This is a genomic window from Thiohalophilus thiocyanatoxydans (genome assembly GCF_004366735.1).
GTDB classification, from domain to species: domain Bacteria; phylum Pseudomonadota; class Gammaproteobacteria; order UBA6429; family Thiohalophilaceae; genus Thiohalophilus; species Thiohalophilus thiocyanatoxydans.
Genome location: NZ_SOQX01000001.1, coordinates 283,077 through 302,291, shown reverse-complemented (window position 1 = coordinate 302,291; position 19,215 = coordinate 283,077). Strand labels below are relative to the sequence as shown.

General features: G+C 58.3%; 21 protein-coding genes. 10 read left to right on the top strand and 11 right to left on the bottom strand.

Annotation, left to right across the window (positions count from 1 at the left end):
* Positions 1–75: 75 nt before the first annotated feature.
* The 4 genes from EDC23_RS01365 to EDC23_RS01350 all read left to right on the top strand — a co-directional run bounded on the left by EDC23_RS01365 (position 76) and on the right by EDC23_RS01350 (position 2,666).
* A complete protein-coding gene (locus tag EDC23_RS01365) occupies positions 76–363 on the top strand; it encodes an encapsulin-associated ferritin-like protein (RefSeq protein WP_134080478.1) in 288 nt (95 codons plus the stop codon).
* A gap of 175 nt (positions 364–538) precedes the next feature.
* Positions 539–1,003, top strand: a complete 465-nt coding sequence (gene soxY / locus EDC23_RS01360; RefSeq protein WP_134080477.1) for a thiosulfate oxidation carrier protein SoxY — start codon at positions 539–541, stop codon at positions 1,001–1,003.
* Positions 1,004–1,045: 42 nt separating this feature from the next.
* Positions 1,046–1,360 (top strand): thiosulfate oxidation carrier complex protein SoxZ, encoded by a 315-nt coding sequence (gene soxZ / locus EDC23_RS01355; protein WP_134080476.1) that lies wholly within the window; start codon positions 1,046–1,048, stop codon positions 1,358–1,360.
* A 619-nt stretch (positions 1,361–1,979) separates the two neighbouring features.
* Positions 1,980–2,666 carry an alpha/beta hydrolase gene (locus EDC23_RS01350; protein WP_134080475.1) on the top strand — a complete coding sequence of 229 codons (687 nt, stop codon included), beginning with the start codon at positions 1,980–1,982 and terminating at the stop codon, positions 2,664–2,666.
* A gap of 51 nt (positions 2,667–2,717) precedes the next feature.
* On the opposite strand, the gene EDC23_RS01345 is transcribed toward EDC23_RS01350, so the two are convergent.
* From EDC23_RS01345 to prlC, 6 genes are all read right to left on the bottom strand, one after another.
* A complete protein-coding gene (locus tag EDC23_RS01345) occupies positions 2,718–3,272 on the bottom strand; it encodes a DUF4136 domain-containing protein (protein WP_166668740.1) in 555 nt (184 codons plus the stop codon).
* Between the two features lie 57 nt (positions 3,273–3,329).
* Positions 3,330–3,974 carry a ParA family protein gene (locus EDC23_RS01340; RefSeq protein WP_134080473.1) on the bottom strand — a complete coding sequence of 215 codons (645 nt, stop codon included), beginning with the start codon at positions 3,972–3,974 and terminating at the stop codon, positions 3,330–3,332.
* A 532-nt stretch (positions 3,975–4,506) separates the two neighbouring features.
* Positions 4,507–5,976 (bottom strand): 4-hydroxy-3-polyprenylbenzoate decarboxylase, encoded by a 1,470-nt coding sequence (gene ubiD / locus EDC23_RS01335; protein ID WP_134080472.1) that lies wholly within the window; start codon positions 5,974–5,976, stop codon positions 4,507–4,509.
* A gap of 176 nt (positions 5,977–6,152) precedes the next feature.
* Entirely contained in the window at positions 6,153–6,926 is a 774-nt protein-coding gene (xth, locus tag EDC23_RS01330) for an exodeoxyribonuclease III (protein ID WP_208321257.1), read from the bottom strand.
* A gap of 15 nt (positions 6,927–6,941) precedes the next feature.
* Positions 6,942–7,778, bottom strand: a complete 837-nt coding sequence (locus tag EDC23_RS01325; protein ID WP_134080470.1) for a TIGR04211 family SH3 domain-containing protein — start codon at positions 7,776–7,778, stop codon at positions 6,942–6,944.
* A 71-nt stretch (positions 7,779–7,849) separates the two neighbouring features.
* Positions 7,850–9,892 (bottom strand): oligopeptidase A, encoded by a 2,043-nt coding sequence (prlC, locus tag EDC23_RS01320; RefSeq protein ID WP_134080469.1) that lies wholly within the window; start codon positions 9,890–9,892, stop codon positions 7,850–7,852.
* Between the two features lie 101 nt (positions 9,893–9,993).
* Here prlC and EDC23_RS01315 point away from each other — a divergent pair, with 101 nt between their 5' ends.
* Together EDC23_RS01315 and EDC23_RS14065 are read left to right on the top strand one after the other, a co-directional pair.
* Positions 9,994–10,983 carry a serine/threonine protein kinase gene (locus EDC23_RS01315; protein WP_134080468.1) on the top strand — a complete coding sequence of 330 codons (990 nt, stop codon included), beginning with the start codon at positions 9,994–9,996 and terminating at the stop codon, positions 10,981–10,983.
* A gap of 77 nt (positions 10,984–11,060) precedes the next feature.
* On the top strand, positions 11,061–11,219 hold the full coding sequence (locus tag EDC23_RS14065) for a hypothetical protein (protein WP_166668739.1): 159 nt from the start codon (positions 11,061–11,063) through the stop codon (positions 11,217–11,219).
* Positions 11,220–11,376: 157 nt separating this feature from the next.
* Here the strand turns inward: EDC23_RS14065 and EDC23_RS01310 are convergent, their stop codons facing one another.
* Positions 11,377–11,697 (bottom strand): hypothetical protein, encoded by a 321-nt coding sequence (locus EDC23_RS01310; protein ID WP_134080467.1) that lies wholly within the window; start codon positions 11,695–11,697, stop codon positions 11,377–11,379.
* Between the two features lie 131 nt (positions 11,698–11,828).
* On the opposite strand from EDC23_RS01310, the gene gorA reads away from it, so the two are divergent.
* The 4 genes from gorA (at position 11,829) to EDC23_RS01290 (ending at position 14,873) form a co-directional block, all read left to right on the top strand.
* The gene (gene gorA / locus EDC23_RS01305; RefSeq protein ID WP_134080466.1) at positions 11,829–13,178 is read left to right on the top strand and encodes a glutathione-disulfide reductase; all 1,350 of its coding nucleotides are present in this window, start codon (positions 11,829–11,831) and stop codon (positions 13,176–13,178) included.
* A 116-nt stretch (positions 13,179–13,294) separates the two neighbouring features.
* Entirely contained in the window at positions 13,295–13,822 is a 528-nt protein-coding gene (locus EDC23_RS01300; RefSeq protein ID WP_134080465.1) for a gamma carbonic anhydrase family protein, read from the top strand.
* 6 nt (positions 13,823–13,828) lie between these two features.
* Complete coding sequence (locus EDC23_RS01295) at positions 13,829–14,521, top strand: DNA-3-methyladenine glycosylase (RefSeq protein ID WP_134080464.1); 693 nt, start codon at positions 13,829–13,831, stop codon at positions 14,519–14,521.
* Positions 14,490–14,873 (top strand): DUF2784 domain-containing protein, encoded by a 384-nt coding sequence (locus EDC23_RS01290; RefSeq protein ID WP_134080463.1) that lies wholly within the window; start codon positions 14,490–14,492, stop codon positions 14,871–14,873. The genes EDC23_RS01295 and EDC23_RS01290 overlap by 32 nt, the downstream gene beginning before the upstream one ends.
* Before the next feature lie 320 nt (positions 14,874–15,193).
* On the opposite strand, the gene aroE is transcribed toward EDC23_RS01290, so the two are convergent.
* The 4 genes from aroE to hemB all read right to left on the bottom strand — a co-directional run bounded on the left by aroE (position 15,194) and on the right by hemB (position 19,209).
* Positions 15,194–16,042, bottom strand: coding sequence for a shikimate dehydrogenase (aroE, locus tag EDC23_RS01285; RefSeq protein WP_134080462.1), 849 nt, complete (start codon positions 16,040–16,042; stop codon positions 15,194–15,196).
* Between the two features lie 27 nt (positions 16,043–16,069).
* Positions 16,070–17,329, bottom strand: a complete 1,260-nt coding sequence (locus EDC23_RS01280) for an inorganic phosphate transporter (RefSeq protein WP_134080461.1) — start codon at positions 17,327–17,329, stop codon at positions 16,070–16,072.
* Between the two features lie 19 nt (positions 17,330–17,348).
* Positions 17,349–18,026, bottom strand: coding sequence for a TIGR00153 family protein (locus EDC23_RS01275; protein ID WP_134080460.1), 678 nt, complete (start codon positions 18,024–18,026; stop codon positions 17,349–17,351).
* A gap of 211 nt (positions 18,027–18,237) precedes the next feature.
* Positions 18,238–19,209 (bottom strand): porphobilinogen synthase, encoded by a 972-nt coding sequence (hemB, locus tag EDC23_RS01270; RefSeq protein WP_399359073.1) that lies wholly within the window; start codon positions 19,207–19,209, stop codon positions 18,238–18,240.
* Positions 19,210–19,215: the final 6 nt, after the last annotated feature.

Below are 19,215 nucleotides of genomic sequence, written 5' to 3'. Positions count from 1 at the left end.
TCGGGCGTGACGCTCAATAGTATTTACGCTAATGTGATAATCATGATTTCAAACCGGATACGAGGAATTCCATAAATGGCAAATGAAGGTTTTCACGAAGCGATTGACGAGCTTTCTGACGAAACCCGGGACATGCATCGCGCCATTGTCTCGCTGATGGAAGAGCTGGAGGCAGTCGACTGGTACAACCAGCGCATGGATGCCTGCAAGGACGATGCGCTGCGTGCGATTCTCAAACACAATCGCGATGAAGAGAAGGAGCATGCCGCCATGGTCCTGGAATGGATCCGTCGCCACGACGACAAACTCAATGACGAGCTGAAAGACTACCTGTTTACCGACAAACCGATCGCTCACGACTAGCCGGGCGGGCCCGACAACTGCCCGCTGCGTCGATTCTGCAATCCGGTCGTGCAAATTGCATGACCCCGCGCCCCCTGCTACCCGGCAAACTCACCTATCCTGTTGTTTTATGGATGGTTTCATTTCTGGCCCGAATATTGCGAGAGAATAATCACCTATATAGGAGGAGAAGCTTATGCAACGTAGAACTTTTCTCAAGGGCAGCCTGGCCGGTAGCACCGTCGCGGTCGCCGTCGGCGCCGGCCTGCTCACCCCCGGTGCGGTCATGGCCGCCTGGCCCAAGCGGGCATTCGAAACCGAAGATATGCAAACGGCCATGAAGGACCTGTTTGGCACCGCCCAGACCGAGCCGACCGATGACATCAGCATCAAGGCCCCGGACATCGCCGAAAACGGCGCCGTGGTCCCGGTTTCCATCACCTCCGGCATCGCCGGCATCGAGGAAATCGCTATCATCGCCGAGAAGAACGGCACGCCCCTGGCGGCCAACTTCAAGCTGGCCGACAACGCCAAAGGCTTTGTCTCAACCCGCATCAAGATGGCCAAAACCTCCAATGTGGTTGCCGTGGTCAAGGCCGGCGGCAAGGCCTACTCGGCCCGCAAAGAGGTCAAAGTCACTATCGGCGGTTGTGGCGGCTAAGCCCGTCGTCATCGAAACGAATCGATCAAGAGGAACACTATTATGGCTAAGAGTATCCGAGCCCGGGCGACCCTCAAGGGGGACACCGTTACAGTCAAGTCGTTGATTACGCACGTTATGGAAACCGGTCTGCGCAAGGACGAGAAAACCGGCGACAAGATCCCGGCACACTACATCCAGGAAGTGACCTGCGAACACAACGGCAAGGAAGTTGTGCTGGCGCAGTGGGGACCGGCCGTCTCCAAGAACCCGTATCTCTCTTACGAGTTCACCGGCGGCAAATCCGGCGATGACGTGTCCATCAGCTGGGTCGACAACAAGGGAGAGAAAGACTCCCTGACGGTCCAGGTCAAGTAACCTTTTTTCTCAGGTTCACTTGTACAAAAGGCGAAGGGTTCTCCCTTCGCCTTTTTTATTGGCGCACCTGTTCATATTGCTGTGACATAAAACCGGCTAAACAACTGTCCGAACTTATGCACACTTTATACCCTGGCTAATCCTGCAGGTCACGCTGGCGTTAACCTGCGTGACACCCTGCCGATACGGAGAATGTCAGGTAGCGCTGCGCGCAACCTGACCTACGCCACTTTTCCAAATTTATGCATACTTTATACCCTGGCTAGTCCTGCAGGTCACGCTGGCGTTAGCCTGGGTGACACTCTGGCCAATACGGAGAATGTCAGGTAATGCTGTGCATAACCTGACCTACATCTTGTGTTCCTGCGGCCTTGGTGCAAAACCGCTAACCCATTCAACATACCACCGAACATACCGATAACACTGAATAATATTTTCAGTGACGCTGTCCTTTCGATATCTTCATTATTTTATTGGATCTTCAGAAAAGTAAGGGACGTGAGCCTGCTCGACATTCCTTTCATAGGAAACGCGATGAATTGGGCACTGTCACAAGTTGTAGATACATCAGTACCGTCATGTGTACAATCGCAACACAATCACAATCCCCTGAAAACTTATGTCCCAATTACCCGAATGTGTGGAAGTCGGCCCCGCCGAGGCACAACACTGCGTCATCTGGCTACACGGCCTGGGTGCCGACGGTCATGATTTCGAACCGCTGGTCCCCGAACTGGGGCTGGTGGATCGGTCCGTCCGGTTTGTTTTTCCCCACGCGCCGGTCCAGCCGGTCACGCTCAACGGTGGCATGGCCATGCGTGCCTGGTACGATATCCGTTCGCCCCGGATTCAGGAGAATGAAGATACCGGAGGAATCCGGGCTTCACAGGCGATGGTCGAAGCGCTGATTCAGCAGCAACACCAACGAGGTATTCCCTCCCATCGGATCATTCTGGCCGGCTTCTCCCAGGGCGGGGCGATAGCGCTGCATACCGGCCTGCGCCAGGCGGAACCCCTGGGGGGCATACTCGCGCTTTCGGCCTATCTGCCACTGGTTTCGGAGCTCGACAATGAGCGACACCCCGCCAGTCAGGTGACGCCGATCTTTATGGCCCACGGCAGTGACGATCCCGTCGTACCCTTATCGCTGGCCGAACACGCCTGCCATGTTCTGCAACAGGCCGATTACAGCGTGACCTGGAAGGTCTACCCCATGCAGCACCAGGTCCACCCGGCGGAGATTGCCGATATCGCGACCTGGTTACGCCAGCAACTGGATCTCGGGGCAGAACCCTCTGCGCCCTGAAGACACGTTACCTCTGTATACAACAATGGATCGGCAGGGATCGCGCCACGCTCAACGTGGCGGAAATTTTTTCAAAATGGCCTCGACCAGCTCATTGACCAGCTCGGTGTTGCTTTTCGGGGTGCTGCCGGCATACAGGCGACGACTGTCAGAACCGCGCCAGAGCAAGTCGCCGGTTTCACGATTGTCCAGATCAATCGTCAACACCAGACGATCATAGGATTCCACCCCGGAGGTCGGAAAACCGTAGCCGAAACCGATACCGACATTCCGGCTGAAGGTGCCAAGGCCCACCGAGACGCCGGATGAATCGCTTTCGATCTCCTGTTTTATATCAAGCCGATAGCTGACCCGGACTTCGCCCGGCTTCGCCTCACGCAATCCGGCCTGCTGCAGCTCGGCACGTATAGCCCGGATCAGACGTTGTTGCATCATCGGCGTATCCAACCGGGGATCGTCGTCGATCCGCTCCGGCGCCTCCTGCAGGACATACGTTTTAAGTGCCGCGAAATTGTAGCTCTGCTCGTAATCCACATTCACGGTGGAGCTGCAGCCACCGAGCAGCAACGCCGTTAATAACAAGGCAAAATACCGCCTGCAATGCATACTATGTGCTCCCGGCCGTGCGATCAGCCAGGTCTGTCCTGATTGCGCCTTAATCATTTACGAATCCGCCCGACTGCGTTTGCTTCTCAACCAGCGCACCAGCGGTTCCCACTGCTCCCGATCCCACCACACCTGCGACGGGGCCATTTCAAAAATACCCACGCCCCGTTCTTCGGCACGGATGTAATTCTGGGTATCCCGTAAAGAGGTGACAAACGGTATTCGCAAACTCTTGAGAAACGCCTGTAACGACTGATAGATCAATGTATTTTCCCTCACCCGATTGGCGACAACCGCGACCCGGGTCTCTTTTCGAGAGACCTTCCCGGTGGTGAGAAGTTCCTTCATGAAGTCGGCCGCGGCCCGAATATCGATGGGGGAGGGCAATACCGGAACGATAATCGTCTCCGCCCGGCGTACCAGCCGGGTCAGCTCCGGGCCCTGCACACGCGCCGGGGCATCCATAATCACAACCTCACTCGTCCCGGGAATGCGGACATTTTCCCGGGTGGCGTCAATCCCGTGAATTTGCGGGTAGTCTTCGGGGCGTACCCTGAGCCAGGCCATGCTGGATCCCTGGGGATCGAAGTCGGCCAGGGTGACCTGTTTTTCCCGCTCGTACGCGTAATAACTGGCGAGGTTTGTCGCAATCGTGCTTTTGCCACAACCGCCCTTGGCATTCAGGACCATGATCTTGCGCATCCGATACGACCTCCTTCTCTCTTTCCAAGGTACGAGGTACGAGGGACGAGTAACGAGGCCGGATAGCCAAGCGTTACCGGGGATAAATTCATGCTTCAAGTATAGTGCAGATTGCTGTGTCGGGGAATCTATGGAGGACGAGATCTTCGCGATCCGTGGCTTGCTGAGACACAAAGAGATAGGTAGTCGTGATGAAAACTATTCACCACGAAGGCGCGAAGACTCGAAGGTAATCACTATGCAAATCTTCGAGGCTTCGTGTCTTCATGGAGAGAGCTAATTGAAAAAATTCGACAATGGTGCCGCAATCCATCCCATCAGTACCGAAGAACTGATGACTTTGAAATAGTAAAGTAGTGATGAAAAATATTCACCACGATGACGCGAAGGTAATGAACATACAAATCTTCGAGACTTCGCGTCTTCGTGGTGAGAACGGATTGAGAGGAGTAAGGGAATATAGCAATCAGGGACTTTGATAGGTAGCCACGAAAAGTTTTGTGTTTGCTTCGTGTCTTCGTGGTTATGTTTTTTAACCGTTATCGAATATGCCCAGCTCGTCCCAGATGGCGTCAATGCGTTGCTTGACGTTCTCGTCCATGCTGATCGGCCGCCCCCATTCACGCTGGGTCTCGCCCGGCCATTTGTTGGTGGCGTCGAAGCCGATCTTGCTGCCCAGGCCGGAGACCGGGGAGGCAAAATCGAGATAATCGATGGGTGTGTTGTCGATCAGGGTGGTATCGCGAATCGGATCCATGCGCGTGGTCATAGCCCAGATCACATCCTGCCAGTTACGCACATCCACATCCTCGTCGGTGACGATCACAAACTTGGTATACATAAACTGGCGCAGGAACGACCAGACACCCAGCATCACCCGCTTGGCATGGCCGGGATACTGCTTTTTCATACTCACCACCGCCATGCGATAGGAGCAGCCTTCCGGCGGCAGGTAAAAGTCGACGATTTCCGGGAACTGCTTTTGTAACAGCGGGACGAACACCTCGTTCAGTGCTACACCCAGCACCGCCGGTTCATCGGGCGGACGGCCGGTATAGGTACTGTGGTAGATCGGATCGGGGCGATGCGTGATACGCTCGACGGTGAATACCGGAAACTGCTCCACCTCGTTGTAGTAGCCGGTGTGATCGCCAAAAGGCCCCTCTTCGGCCATCTCGTCGGGATAGATAAACCCTTCGAGCACAAACTCGGCCGAGGCGGGCACCTGCAGATCGGAGCCGAGGCAGGTTGTAACCTCGGTCTTGTCACCGCGCAACAGACCGGCGAAGCCGTATTCGGAGAGCGTATCGGGTACCGGCGTGACCGCGCCGAGAATGGTGGCGGGATCGGCGCCCAGCGCCACCGCGACCGGAAACGGCTCGCCGGGATGCGCCTGCTGCCAGTCACGAAAATCGAGCGCCCCGCCGCGGTGCGCCAGCCAGCGCATGATCACCTTGTTGCGGCCGATCACCTGCTGGCGGTAGATGCCCAGATTCTGACGTTCTTTACTGGGTCCTCTGGTGATGACCAGCGCCCAGGTGATCAACGGGCCGGCATCCCCCGGCCAGCAGGTCTGGACAGGCAACTGACCCAGATCCACGTCCTCGATCACCTGCTTCTGGCAGGCGGCGCCCTTGATCACCTTCGGCGCCATGTTCAGCACCTGTTTGAAGATCGGCAGCTTGCTCCAGGCATCCTTCATCCCTCTGGGCGGATCCGGCTCCTTGAGAAACGCCAGTAATTTACCAACTTCGCGCAATGCTTCGACCGACTCTTCCCCCATACCCAGCGCCACCCGCTGCGGGGTGCCGAACAGGTTAGCCAGCACCGGAATCGTTGAGCCTTTGGGATTTTCAAACAACAGCGCCGGGCCGCCTGCGCGCAGGGTGCGATCGCAGATCTCGGTCATCTCCAGATGGGGATCGACCTCGGTCTGAATCCGTTTGAGCTCGCCGCGCTGTTCCAGCTGGGCGATAAAATCACGTAAATCGCGGTATTTCATACTAAAGAGCCTGATGGGTTTCACTGCATCATAACGACAGCCGGATAACATGTCATCCATATAGTGGTTTGAATATGACTCTCGCAAAGACGCGGCGGCGCAGAGTAAGAATTAATTTGTTTCAAACTTTGCGTACTTTGCGCCTTGGCGAGAGTTATTTATCAAGATTAAAAAGTTCAAAGTTGAACCGTTGCCACCACCGGGGCGTGATCGGAGGGGCGTTCGAGTTTGCGCGGGGCGGTGTCGATCGTGGAGCCCATCACCCTGTCGGCCAGATTGTCGCTGACCAGAATATGATCGATACGCAGGCCGAGGTTGCGACGAAAGGCGGCGGCGCGATAGTCCCACCAGCTATAGGCGCCTTCGGATTGATCGCACAGCCGAAAACTGTCCTTGAACCCCAGTGCCAGTAATTGACGAAACTTTTCCCGCTCCGGTTCGCTGACCAGGACCGAGCCTTGCCAGGCCTGCGGATCATGGACATCGCGATCTTCCGGGGCGATATTAAAGTCACCGACGACTACCAGATTTGGATAACGCTCTCGTTGTTGTTGCAGATAGGCAGTCAATGCATCGAGCCAATCGAGCTTGTAACGGAACTTGTCCGAGCCGACCTCGGCGCCATTGGGCACATACAGATTGATCACGCGCAGATCGCCACAGGTTGCCGCCAGCACCCGGCGCTGCGGGTCGTCGAAGTCAGGCAACTCACGCGCCACCTCTTCCGCCTGCAAGGGTTGGCGAGAGAGCAGTGCGACACCGTTATAGGTTTTCTGACCATTGGCGACCACGTTGTAGCCGGCCGCGTTGAGTTCGGCCACCGGAAAGTGCGCATCCTGCAATTTGGTCTCCTGCAGGGCGAGCAGATCCGGCCGGTTGGTGGCCAGCCAGTCGAGTACCTGGGGCAGGCGCACCCGCAGGGAATTGACGTTCCAGCTGGCGACCGTCAGCATCGGACTGAATCGCTAGACGCGGAAACCACCGTGACGTCGGCGCAGGCGATAATCCATCCAGCCAATTCCTCCGACAATACCGATAATCAGTACCATCAATAACGTCCCCCAGTACCAGCCGGGCAGAGAAGGCCGCCACTTTTCTATCTCTTCGGCACTGGGCAGCTCTTCACGGGTCAGAAACTCCCGGGCGAGGTCGATACGTGCCTGCAGATCCTCGTTGCGTTTTGACTGCCGTTCCAGTTGCTCCCGATACTGTTCCACTTCGGACAGTTCCATTCCGGGCTCTTGCGATGCTACCTGCTTTGTCGCTAACTTCTCTTTCAGATTGTCGATCTCACTCTGCAATTGCTCGATCCGACGATCTTTTTCCGCCAGTTTCTGCTGTTGCGCCTCACGGCTCACTTTACCCTCGGCTCCGGCCTCGATCTGTTTTTCCAGCTTGTCGATGGTGGTCCTGGCATTGGACAGCTCGTCCCGACGGGCTTGCAGATCACTCTGAACTTTTTTCAGTTGCTGATTTCTCTCTTCAAGCTGCCTGCTCAACTGTTCGTTCTTGCTGGCCAGCTGATCGTCTTGTGCCGTTTGCGGTGGCTCTTCGCCCAGGTACTGTGCCCGAACCCAGCCCTGATCACCGTTGTCCAGAGTGATCCGTTTAAATTCACCCTGCTCCTGCAACACTTCCACACTGTCACCGATGGACAGTTTGCCGGTAACGGTGCTGTTAATACTGGGTTGTTGATACAGATCGATTTCGAGCTGGTCGGAGACATACTCGGTTTTCGCCAGGGCCGGTGAAACCATCGCGACCAGCAGGATGAGCGAGAACAACTGAAGGCATTTTTTCATTCTGTCGGATTCCGGATTATTCGTTAGGGGTACGTCACACTTCTCTCTGCCCGGGGATGAGCAACGTTCGCTCAGGCGGCAATTCCGGTATGTCGCAACAGGGCTTCGATCTGCGGCTCGCGACCGCGGAAATTGACAAACAGATCCATTGGCTCCCGAGTGCCGCCTTGCTCCAGTATTGAGTTCAGGAAATGCTCGCCGGTTGGACGATCAAAAATCCCGTTCTCCTCGAACAGGGAGAAGGCATCCGCCGATAATACCTCGGCCCACATGTAGCTGTAGTAACCTGCCGCATAACCGCCGGCAAAAATGTGCGCGAAACCGTGCTGGAAGCGATTATACGGTGCCGGCCTGACCACGGACACCTCCTCGCGCACCTGATCGAGAATCGTCTGAATCCGCCCGCCCTGTTGCGGGTCGTACTCCAGATGCAGACGAAAGTCGAACAGCGAGAACTCCAGCTGGCGCACCATCAACATGCCGGCCTGGAAATTCTTCGCAGCATACATCTTGCGGTACAGCTCATCCGGTATTGGTTCACCGGTTTGATAATGGGCAGCGATCAAATCCAGTGCCTCGCGCTCCCAGCACCAGTTCTCCATGAACTGGCTGGGCAGCTCCACCGCGTCCCAGGCCACCCCGTTGATGCCCGACACACCGATATGATCGACCCGGGTCAACATGTGGTGCAGGCCGTGACCGAATTCATGGAACAGGGTGATCACCTCATCGTGGGTAAAGAGTGCAGGCTGGTCGCCGACCGGCGGTGTCAGGTTGCAGGTCAGATAGGCCACCGGCGTCTGCAGCTCGCCGCCGGTGTGGCGCAGCCGGCCGCGACAATCGTCCATCCAGGCGCCGCCGCGTTTTTTCGCCCGGGTATAGAGATCCAGATAGAACTGACCACGCAACTCACCCCCGGCGTCGCGGATCTCGTAGAAACGGACATCCGGGTGCCAGGTCTCGACGCCCTCGACCTCGTTGATCGCAATACCGTAGAGCCGTTTGACCACCTCGAACATGCCGGGGATCACCCGGGTTTCGGGAAAATAGGGTTTGAGATCTTCCTGGGAGATGGCGTACTTGTGCTGGCGCAGTTTTTCCGAATAGTAGGCGATGTCCCAGGGTTCGAGCTTGTCCAGGCCGTGCTGCTGGCGGGCAAATTCGCCCAGTTCGGCCAGATCCTGTTCCGCCACCGGTTTGGCCCGCCGGGCCAGATCGTGCAAAAAGGACAATACCTGTTGCGGCGACTCGGCCATCTTGGTCGCCAGAGAACGTTCGGCATAATTGGCAAAACCGAGCAACTGCGCCAGTTCATGGCGCAGGGCGAGGATCTCGTCCATCACCGCGGAGTTGTCCCACTGGCCCGCGTTGGGCCCCTGATCCGAGGCCCGGGTCACATAGGCTTCGTGCATCTCGCTGCGCAGGGCGCGATCGGCGGCATGGGTCATCACTGCGTAATAGGACGGAAAGTCCAGGGTAAACACCCAGCCGTCCAGCCCTTTCTCTTCGGCGGCCTGTTTGGCCATGGCCCGGGCCGAGTCGGGCAGACCGGCCAGTTGGGCCTCGTCGGTGATCGGTTTGTACCAGGCGTGCGTCGCATCCAGCAGGTTCTCCTCGAATTTGGTAGTCAGGCTGGAGAGCCGTTGCTGGATTTCCTTGTAACGTTGTTTCTTGTCGGGGGGCAGATCCACGCCAGAGAGATGAAAATCGCGCAGGGCGTTGTCGATAATCTTTTTTTGCGCTGCCTCCAGCTGTTCATACCCGGGCGAATCGGCAATCGCCTTGTAGGCGGCATAGAGCTGTTCGTTCTGCCCCAGTTCCGTGGCGTAGTCACTGAGTTTCGACAGGCAGGCGTTGTACGCCTCGCGCAACGCGTCGCTGTTGACCACCGAGTTCATATGACTGACTGGCGACCAGGCCCGATCCAGCCGATCGTCCATCTCTTCCAGGGGCTGGATCAGGTTCTTCCAGGTATAAACTTCGTTCTGCGCCAGCAACTGCGCCAGCTGTTCCCGGTTTTGCTGTAACAGGGTATCGATCGCCGGTTCAACATGTTCCGGGGCGATCCGGCCGAAGGCGGGGAGGGCGGGCATTTCAAGAAGCGGATTGGACATCAATAGGTTACCTGTCTGATACTGTGTGGGTGAGCCGGGGCGCGACGTGACGCGCCATAATTTAGCATGAACCGTAACCGCCTGTGGGGTTGGAGACAGAATTGCCTGACACCGCCCTGCCGTACGCCAACCTGACACCGAGCCTCATACTGGATGCTGTCGAGGCCTGCGGATTTCAAGCCAGCGGTGCCCTGCTGGCCCTCAACAGTTATGAAAACCGCGTCTACCAGGTCGGCCTGGATGACGGCAGTTTCCTGGTCACCAAGATCTATCGCCCCGGCCGCTGGAGCGACGCGGCGATCCTCGAAGAGCACGCCTTTGCCCGGGAGCTGGCGGAGCTGGAAATCCCGGTGGTCGCCCCGCTGCCACTGGCCGCGGGCGGGACCCTGTTGCATTACGCCGATTACCGGCTGGCCCTCTATCCGCGGCGCGGCGGCCGCCCGCCCGAACTGGAAGATCCCGAGCACCTGCGCTGGCTGGGCCGCATGCTGGGCCGCATCCACGCCTGCGGCAGCCAGCGCCTGTTCCGCCACCGAGCCCGACTGAACATCGAGCTGCTCGGCACCGGCCCCTATCACTATTTGATCGAGCACGGCTTCATCCCGCCCGAGCTGGAACATAATTATCGCCAGGCCGCCGAGCAGTTACTCGGGGAGATCGAAAGCATCTGGCGGGAAGTTGCCGACTGGGTGGAACCGATTCGCCTGCACGGCGACTGCCATCCCGGCAACATCCTCTGGACCGAACAGGGACCCCATTTTGTCGATCTCGATGACTGCATGATCGGACCGGCAGTGCAGGATCTGTGGATGCTGCTCAGCGGCGATCGGAGCGATATGACCCGTCAGCTGGGCCTGCTGCTGGAGGGCTACAGCCAGTTTTACGACTTCAACGCCCTGGAATTACGCCTGATCGAGGCGTTGCGCGGCCTGCGACTGATTCACTACAGCGGCTGGCTGGCCCGGCGCTGGCACGATCCCGCCTTTCCCATGCACTTTCCCTGGTTCAATACCCCCCGCTACTGGGAAGAACAGCTCAATACCCTGCGCGAGCAGCTCGAACGACTGGAGCAGCCGCCGCTGGAACCCTGAAAAATCCGGGAATAAAATGAACTCGCCCATCCGTATAGCCGGGCTGAGCCCGGCACGTTTATGGCCCGGGAATCGACATGCCGATCCCGGTCCCCATCCGACCGGAGGCCGTCTCCGCCGGGCGCGGCAACCGGATCATCAGCCGGGCCCGGGTGGAAGCGAACGGGGTCGACATCAAAGACGGGATCAGCGGCGACGCGCCGGGCACCGCCCGGACCCAAATCAACGTCGTTTGACAGGAATAATGAAGGTACTAACCCGTCAGGGCGCTTGTACCCCCGTTTTCTATTTCCCGCTTGCGACACGCGCGATGAACATCGGGCCATATCGCATAACGGCAGGCAGGATCCTGGATTGGCAAGCCGCAATGGCCGGCTTGCCGCGGCGTCAGACTTATTCCGGTTTCCAGATCCCCACAGCAGGATCATCTGTTTGCACGCTCTGTCCTTTGGGTGCGGCCGGCGCCGATTGCTGCTGTCCCGCCGAATCCTCCGCCTCCTGGGCGGCCACGTGCTTGGCAAAGGCGGCCAGCTGATCGATCACCTCATCGCGTTCGTTTGCGCCACCGGGGTGACCGGCGGCCAGATAGCCGGAGATTGCGGACAGGTATTGCAGCGCCAGCATCATGTTCTTTTCCACATCGGCGTCGTGTTGCGCGATGACATTGTAAACGCCATGGATCAGGTCATCGGACAGGGTGATGGAATCACTCATTCTCTACTTCCCGCTTTCGCTTCATAAATGGATGCAGGATTTTACAATCAATATATAATGTTGTCTCTACCCGTAAGACCCTGTCATTTTTCAGGCAAATTCACCCCAATCGCAGCAGTGAGTTCCTTGCTATGAGTAAACACTTTGATCTGATCTCCATCGGTGCGGGCAGCGGCGGGCTTTCCGCCGCCGAACGCGCCGCCGAATACGGCAAAACAACCGCCGTCATCGAAAACAACAAACTGGGCGGCACCTGCGTCAATGTCGGCTGCGTGCCCAAAAAAGTCATGTGGTTTGCCGCCGGCGTTGCCGAGACCCTCCAGGATGCCAGCGGTTACGGTTTTGACGTCAGCCTCAACCAGTTCGACTGGGGCAAACTGGTCGAGGCGCGCGAGGGCTATATCAACGGTATTACTGATTGGTACGGCAACTACCTGAAGGATTCCAACATCGAGCACATCCAGGGGACGGCCCGTTTTACCGATCCCCACACCCTGGACGTGGACGGCGAGCGATACACCGCCGATCATATCGTCATTTCCCCCGGCGGCTATCCCGTGGTGCCGGACGTGCCCGGCGCCGAGCACGGCATCACCTCCGACGGCTTTTTTGCCCTGAAGGAGCAACCCAAACGGGTGGCAGTAGTCGGTGCCGGTTATATCGCAGTGGAGCTGGCCGGCGTGCTTAACAGCCTCGGCAGCGAGGTCAGCATGCTGTTGCGCCGGGACCATTTTCTCTCCGACTTCGACGCCATGCTGCGCGAGACCCTGATGGAAGAGATGATGAACGCCGGGGTCAACATCATGTCGCGGGTTAACGTGGAACGGGTGGAGAAGCAGAACGACGGCACGCTGACCATTCACTGCCAGAGCGGGGTTACCCTGGAAGATTATGATTGCCTGATCTGGGCCATCGGCCGCGCGCCCAATACCGCTGATCTCGACCTGGATGCCGCCGGCGTACAGTACAACAACGATGGCACCATCCCGGCCGATGCGTACCAGCAGACCAATGTCGAGGGCGTCTATGCCGTCGGCGATGTCATCGGCAAGGCCCAGCTCACCCCGGTGGCGATCGCCGCATCACGCCGCCTCTCGGATCGGCTGTTCAACAACATGCCCGAACGCCGGCTCGACTACGAAAACATCCCGACGGTGATGTTTACCCATCCGCCTATCGGCACCATCGGCCTGACCGAGGACGAGGCCCGTGAAGTCCACGGCGACGCGGTCAAGATCTACCAGACCGGCTTCACCGCCATGTACCACGCCTTCAGTCCCCATCCGCAGCGCACCGCCATGAAACTGGTCTGCGTCGGCGCCGAGGAAAAAGTGGTCGGTTGTCATATCATCGGCATGGGCGCCGACGAAATGCTGCAGGGCTTCGGCGTAGCGATCAAAATGGGCGCGACCAAGAAAGACTTCGACAACTGCGTCGCGCTTCATCCCACCAGTTCCGAGGAACTGGTGACTTTGAGATAGGAAGTCGTGATGAAAACATTCACCACGAAGACACGAAGTCCCGAAGATTTACATATTTATTTCCTTCGAGTCTTCGCGCCTTCGTGGTGAGAACGGATTGAGAGGAGTAAGGGAATATGGCAATCAGGGACTTTGAAGAGGTTATGCCGGATCTGCATCCGGACGTCTATGTCGATGAGTCGGCGCTGGTGATCGGGGATGTGGTGATCGGCAAGGATAGCTCCGTCTGGCCGTTTGCAGTGATTCGCGGTGATGTGAATATCATTCGCATCGGCGCCAGTACGAACATCCAGGACAATTCGGTGCTGCATGTGACCCACGACGGACCACACAACCCCGGCGGTTACGCGCTGAATGTGGGCGACAACGTCACGGTCGGCCATCGCGTCATCCTGCACGGCTGCAGCATTGCGGACAATTGTCTGATCGGCATGGGCGCAACCATCATGGACGGAGCGGTCATTCCTGAGCACACCATCATCGGTGCCGGCTCGCTGGTGACGCCCGGTAAGGAACTGGAGAGCGGTCTGTGGCTGGGCAGCCCGGCGCGCAGGGTACGGGAGCTGAGCGACGAGGAGCGGGACCTGATTGTCTATTCCGCCCGGCACTATGTTCGACTGAAAAACCGACACCAGCAATCCTGACAGACCATGGCACGACTGACGCCGGCCTTTTTCGATCAAGCGCCCTGCGAGCTGGCCCGGGCACTGCTCGGCAAGGTCATCCGCCATCGCTATCATGATCAGGGGCGGGACCACTGGCTCGCCTGCCGCATCATCGAAACCGAGGCCTATTATCTTGCCGAGCGTGGCAGCCACTCCTCGCAGGGCTATACCCCCAAACGGGCCGCGATGTTCATGCCGCCGGGCACCATTTACATGTACTACGCACGCGGCGGCGATTCGCTGAACATCAGTGCCCGTGGCAAGGGCAATGCGGTGCTGATCAAGTCCGCTGTCGTCCATTTCGACCGCACCTCACCCCGCGACAATCTCAAGCTCATGCAACGCCTCAATCCCGTCAAGAGCTCCGGCAAATTACGGCTCGAGGCGAAACTGTGCAGCGGTCAAACACTGTTATGTGCGGCACTGGGGCTCAAGGTCGACCGCTGGGATCAGCAGCAGTTCGATACGCAACACTTCTATCTCGACGATGTCGGTTACCGGCCCGGGACGATCATTCAGACCACCCGCCTCGGCATACCCGCCGGGCGCGACGAACACCTGATGTACCGCTATATCGATTACGCCCACGCAGCGCAATGCACCAGCAATCCGCTGCGCAAACGCAACCAGCAGGAAGATCGGGACTATGTCCTCCACCCTCTATCTGCTACTGGCTGAGCTCACGGTTCTGCTGCATTTTCTGTTCGTGGTCTTTGTGGCTGTCGGTGCGCTGTTACTGCTGCGCTGGCCGAAACTGATCTGGCTGCACCTTCCTGCGTTGTTCTGGGGGATCTACATCCAGTTCAGCGGTGGTTACTGTCCGCTTACCCCGCTGGAAAAAACCTTTCGCCAACTGGCCGGGCTGCGGTTGTATGAGGGCGGCTTCATCAACCACTACCTCATCCCGATCATCTACCCGCCCGGATTGACCTACGAAATGCAGATCCTGATCGGTATCGGGCTGATCATATTAAACGTACTGATCTATAGCCTGTTTGTCTTTCGTCAACGGCGCGCGAGTAGTCGCTGAGGTTACTGGAAATAACGCAGAGGACGCGGAGTCGCGGAGGCGCAGAGAAAGAAAATGATTATTTTTTGGACTTATCGCGAAGTTTAAACAGATACCAATCCACTGCCATGATGGTTATATCGACAGTCCTAACAATAATTTTATACGCACATCCGGGAAATCGTTGTTTGTTACGCAATCCAGAACAAGCAACGAGACAATTATAGTAATGATGGCAATAAGGCTGTTATCAATATCCTGTTCGCCATGTTGCCCGGGTGACCCTTCATTCAAATTGTTCTCCGCGACTCTGCGCCTCCGCGTTTCTTCCACCAAACTACCTAAGAGGCCAGCTCCCGGCGCAGTTGTTCGATGACGGGTTGGGTCTCGGGGCGCACCCCGCGCCAGATATAGAAGGACTCGGCGGCCTGTTCCACCAGCATGCCCAGACCGTCCAGTACGGTGGCGGCGCCATGCGCGCTGGCCCACTGCATGAAGGGGGTCGGCGCGGTGCCGTACATCATGTCGTAACAGGCCGCGCCATCGGCGAGCAGGTTGTCGGGCAGTGGCGGCAGTTCGCCCTGTAAACTGGCGGCGGTGGCGTTGATCACCAAATCGAACTGTTTGTCTTCCAGCGCCTCGTAGCCACTGCCTTCAATGCTGCCCAGATCGTTGAAGGCCCCGGCCAGCTCCCGGGCCTTTTCGGCGGTGCGGTTGGCGATCACCAGTTGCGCCGGCTGTTCGGCCAGCAGCGGGGCGAGTACTCCGCGCGCGGCACCGCCGGCACCCATTAGCAATACCTTTTTATCCCTGATCGGGATCCGATGGTTGAGCAGATCGTTAACCAGACCGATACCGTCGGTGTTGTCGCCGTACAGCGTACCGTTATCGAATTTGATGGTATTGACCGCGCCGGCACGCTCGGCCCGTTCGCTGCGCTCATTGACCAGCTCCCAGGCCTCCTGTTTGAAGGGAACCGTGATGTTCAGCCCCTTGCCGCCGTTGGCGTCGAAATTCCCCACCGCCTGGGGCAGACCACCGGGATCCACCTGAATGGCTTCGTAATGCACCGGCTCGCCGGTCTGCTCGGCAAACAGGGCATGAATGCGCGGTGACTTGCTGTGTGCCACCGGATTGCCCATAACGGCATAGTCGTCGTGGCGGCGGCTGAAATCAAACAGATCGCTCATGTCGGCATATCTATTCCCATCAACCGACTAGCCGCCGAAGATGCCCTTGAACATAAAGAAGAAGAAAATGGCCAGAATCGCACCGGCAGGCAGGGTGACGATCCAGGACATGAAAATGGTACGCACCACGCCCATGTTGACCGCCGCGATCCCGCGCGCCATGCCGACACCAAGTACGGCACCCACCAGGGTATGGGTGGTGGAGATGGGCAGGCCGGTGCCGGAGGCAACGACCACGGTAGTCGCCGCAGCCAGGGTGGCGGCAAAACCGCGGCTCGGGGTCAGTTCGGTGATGCCCTGGCCGACGGTGGCGATCACCTTGTGGCCGTACATCATCAGCCCGGCCACGATCCCGATCCCACCGAGCAGCAGGATCCACGGCGCCATCAACGAGCGCTGGGTCACCTCGCCATCGTTTTGCACAATGCTGACTACCGCTGCCAGCGGACCGACGGCATTGGCCACATCGTTGGAGCCGTGCGCAAAAGCCATGGCGCAGGCGGTGACCATCATCAGGATGCCGAAGACCTTCTCCACATTGGTGAAGTGGTACTCGCGGTCCGCATCGGGATCGAACTTCAGCCGGCGGATAAAATAAATCCCGATCCCCATGATAATGAGACCCACCACAATGGCAACCATGTAATTCTGAAGCATGCTCAGTTCCAGGCCGACGTGCTTGAGTCCCTTGAACATGGTGACCAGGGTGACGATGAAGCCGACCAGAAAAATATACAACGGGACATAACGCCGGGCGTTGGCCAGAGGATCGCTGGTATTGAAGATCAGCTTTTGTACACTGAGGAACAGGAGAAAGGCGATGGCGCCCGAGGTCACCGGCGAGATCACCCAGCTCATAACGATGGTGCCGACCTTGGCCCAGTGAACCGCCTCGATCCCCAGCCCGACCGCGGCAAAACCGACAATGGCGCCAACAATGGAGTGGGTGGTGGAGACCGGCCAGCCGGCGCGGCTGGCAATCAGCAGCCAGATACCGGCAGCCAGCAGGGCGGCCAGCATGCCATAGACCAGTAACTCCGGTGAGCCGGCCATCATTTCCGCATCGATCATGCCCTTGCGAATCGTCGCAGTGACCTGGCCGCCGGCCAGAAAGGCGCCGAGAAATTCAAACACCGCAGCGATGATGATCGCCTGCTTGATGGTCAGCGCCTTGGAGCCGACCGAGGTAGCCATGGCATTGGCCACGTCGTTGGCGCCCACACCCCAGGCCATGAACAGACCGAAGACACACGCCAGAATAATGAAGGTAATACCGAATTCCATCATCTTCCCCTTGTTGTTATTTTTATCGGGCCAGCATCAACTCAAGCCGGCTGCCGACGCGCTGCGCCAGATCCGCCAGATCCCCGATCCAGTCAAGAACCCGGTACATGAACATCACGTCGACAGGGGGAAGATCCTTTTCCATTTTGAACAGTATGGCGCGCACCGCGACCTGAATATCGTCGGTATCGCTTTCGATGGTATCGAGCTTGTCGATCATCGACTCCACCAGATCGATTTCATTCCCGCCGAAACCGGTAGCGACCAGCTCGTCCAGCTCATTGATGGCGGTCTGGGCCTGGGCGGTCGCATCGGAACAACGATCGACAAAATCCAGCAGGGGTGCATGCATGGTGTCGGGGAAGCGCATCTTGCGCCCCAGCATCAGCCCGGCGATGTCCTTGGCCTTGTTGGCGATGCGATCCTGCATGGTCAGCACTTCCAGCAAATCGCGGCGTGAGACCGGCATGAACAGTCCGTGGGGCAGCTTGAGTCGTAATTCGCGCTTGAGCGCATCGGCCTCGTCCTCGCGAACGGCGATCAGTTGCTGCATGGATTCGGCTTTTTCCCAGTCCTCAACCAGCGCCGCCTGGAAAAAGGGCAACAACTCCTCCACCGTGGCCTGTACCTTGGCCATGTGCTGCTGTAATGGGGAAATGGGGGAGGTGCCGAACAGGCCAGAGATATAACTTCGGGGCATGCTAACTACCTTGCGTTATGGGCTTGCGGTCAGTTGCGCATGCGGGCCAACGAAAGCCGGCATGAACGCGCGAAGTATAACGGCCTATTCCGGAATATCAACAGTCTGTGAGCATCGATTTAACTGGCAACCGGCCTGTTCGCGGTGTCCACATAGCGCCCGTCTGCGAGTGAGCTGCAAGTAACTGGATCTTAAGGAGATTATCCGGATCTCACTCCGCTTTCAGCCACTGGGCCGCGCGCTTGGCAAAATAGGTGAGAATCCCGTCGGCCCCGGCGCGCTTGCAGCCGAGCAGGGACTCGAGGATCACCGCTTTTTCGTCCAGCCAGCCGTTTTGTGCCGCGGCCATCAGCATGGCGTATTCGCCGCTGACCTGGTAGACGTAGGTCGGCGCGCCAAATTCGTCTTTTACCCGGCGCACGATATCCAGATAGGGCATGCCGGGCTTGATCATCACCATGTCGGCCCCCTCGTCGAGATCCAGCGCCACCTCCCACAGTGCCTCATCGCTGTTGGCCGGGTCCATCTGGTAGCTGTACTTGTTGCCACCGCCCAGATTGGCCGCCGAGCCGACCGCGTCGCGAAACGGGCCGTAGAAGCTGGAGGCATACTTGGCCGAATAGGCCAGAATCCGGGTATGAATGTGACCAGCGCCCTCCAGCGCCTCGCGGATCCGGCCGATACGCCCGTCCATCATGTCCGAGGGGGCGACCACGTCGGCGCCGGCCTCGGCGTGGGACAGGGCCTGTTTGACCAGCACCTCGACGGTCTCGTCGTTGAGCACATAGCCGCTGGCGTCGATCAGCCCGTCCTGGCCGTGGGTGGTGAAGGGATCCAGCGCCACGTCGGTGATGACGCCCAGTTCCGGCAGCTGTTCCTTGAGCGCACGCACCGCGCGCTGGGCCAGGCCGTCGGGATTGTAGGCCTCGCGAGCGTCGTCGGATTTGACCCCGGCAGGGGTCACCGGAAACAGGGCAACGGCGGGGATGCCCAGCTCGAGCAGCTGCTCACCCTCGCGCAGCAATTCGTCGATACTGACCCGCTCGATCCCCGGCATGGAGGCCACCGGCTCGCGCTGACCTTCACCCTCGAGCACAAACAGGGGGTAAATCAGATCATCCGCGCTCAGCTGCGACTCGCGCATCAACCGACGGGAAAAATCGTCGCGGCGCATGCGACGCATACGCAC

What these genes read in the sequence shown, in the direction of transcription:
- EDC23_RS01295 (WP_134080464.1), top strand. Translation starts at nt 13,829, where the DNA reads ATGGCACGACTGACGCCGGCCTTTTTCGATCAAGCGCCCTGCGAGCTG.
- EDC23_RS01310 (WP_134080467.1), bottom strand. Translation starts at nt 11,697, where the DNA reads ATGAGTGATTCCATCACCCTGTCCGATGACCTGATCCATGGCGTTTAC.
- soxY (WP_134080477.1), top strand. Translation starts at nt 539, where the DNA reads ATGCAACGTAGAACTTTTCTCAAGGGCAGCCTGGCCGGTAGCACCGTC.
- EDC23_RS01350 (WP_134080475.1), top strand. Translation starts at nt 1,980, where the DNA reads ATGTCCCAATTACCCGAATGTGTGGAAGTCGGCCCCGCCGAGGCACAA.
- EDC23_RS14065 (WP_166668739.1), top strand. Translation starts at nt 11,061, where the DNA reads ATGCCGATCCCGGTCCCCATCCGACCGGAGGCCGTCTCCGCCGGGCGC.
- EDC23_RS01290 (WP_134080463.1), top strand. Translation starts at nt 14,490, where the DNA reads ATGTCCTCCACCCTCTATCTGCTACTGGCTGAGCTCACGGTTCTGCTG.
- EDC23_RS01365 (WP_134080478.1), top strand. Translation starts at nt 76, where the DNA reads ATGGCAAATGAAGGTTTTCACGAAGCGATTGACGAGCTTTCTGACGAA.
- ubiD (WP_134080472.1), bottom strand. Translation starts at nt 5,976, where the DNA reads ATGAAATACCGCGATTTACGTGATTTTATCGCCCAGCTGGAACAGCGC.
- EDC23_RS01280 (WP_134080461.1), bottom strand. Translation starts at nt 17,329, where the DNA reads ATGATGGAATTCGGTATTACCTTCATTATTCTGGCGTGTGTCTTCGGT.
- soxZ (WP_134080476.1), top strand. Translation starts at nt 1,046, where the DNA reads ATGGCTAAGAGTATCCGAGCCCGGGCGACCCTCAAGGGGGACACCGTT.
- hemB (WP_399359073.1), bottom strand. Translation starts at nt 19,209, where the DNA reads ATGCGTCGCATGCGCCGCGACGATTTTTCCCGTCGGTTGATGCGCGAG.
- EDC23_RS01325 (WP_134080470.1), bottom strand. Translation starts at nt 7,778, where the DNA reads ATGAAAAAATGCCTTCAGTTGTTCTCGCTCATCCTGCTGGTCGCGATG.
- EDC23_RS01300 (WP_134080465.1), top strand. Translation starts at nt 13,295, where the DNA reads ATGGCAATCAGGGACTTTGAAGAGGTTATGCCGGATCTGCATCCGGAC.
- prlC (WP_134080469.1), bottom strand. Translation starts at nt 9,892, where the DNA reads ATGTCCAATCCGCTTCTTGAAATGCCCGCCCTCCCCGCCTTCGGCCGG.
- gorA (WP_134080466.1), top strand. Translation starts at nt 11,829, where the DNA reads ATGAGTAAACACTTTGATCTGATCTCCATCGGTGCGGGCAGCGGCGGG.
- EDC23_RS01345 (WP_166668740.1), bottom strand. Translation starts at nt 3,272, where the DNA reads ATGCATTGCAGGCGGTATTTTGCCTTGTTATTAACGGCGTTGCTGCTC.
- aroE (WP_134080462.1), bottom strand. Translation starts at nt 16,042, where the DNA reads ATGAGCGATCTGTTTGATTTCAGCCGCCGCCACGACGACTATGCCGTT.
- EDC23_RS01340 (WP_134080473.1), bottom strand. Translation starts at nt 3,974, where the DNA reads ATGCGCAAGATCATGGTCCTGAATGCCAAGGGCGGTTGTGGCAAAAGC.
- EDC23_RS01275 (WP_134080460.1), bottom strand. Translation starts at nt 18,026, where the DNA reads ATGCCCCGAAGTTATATCTCTGGCCTGTTCGGCACCTCCCCCATTTCC.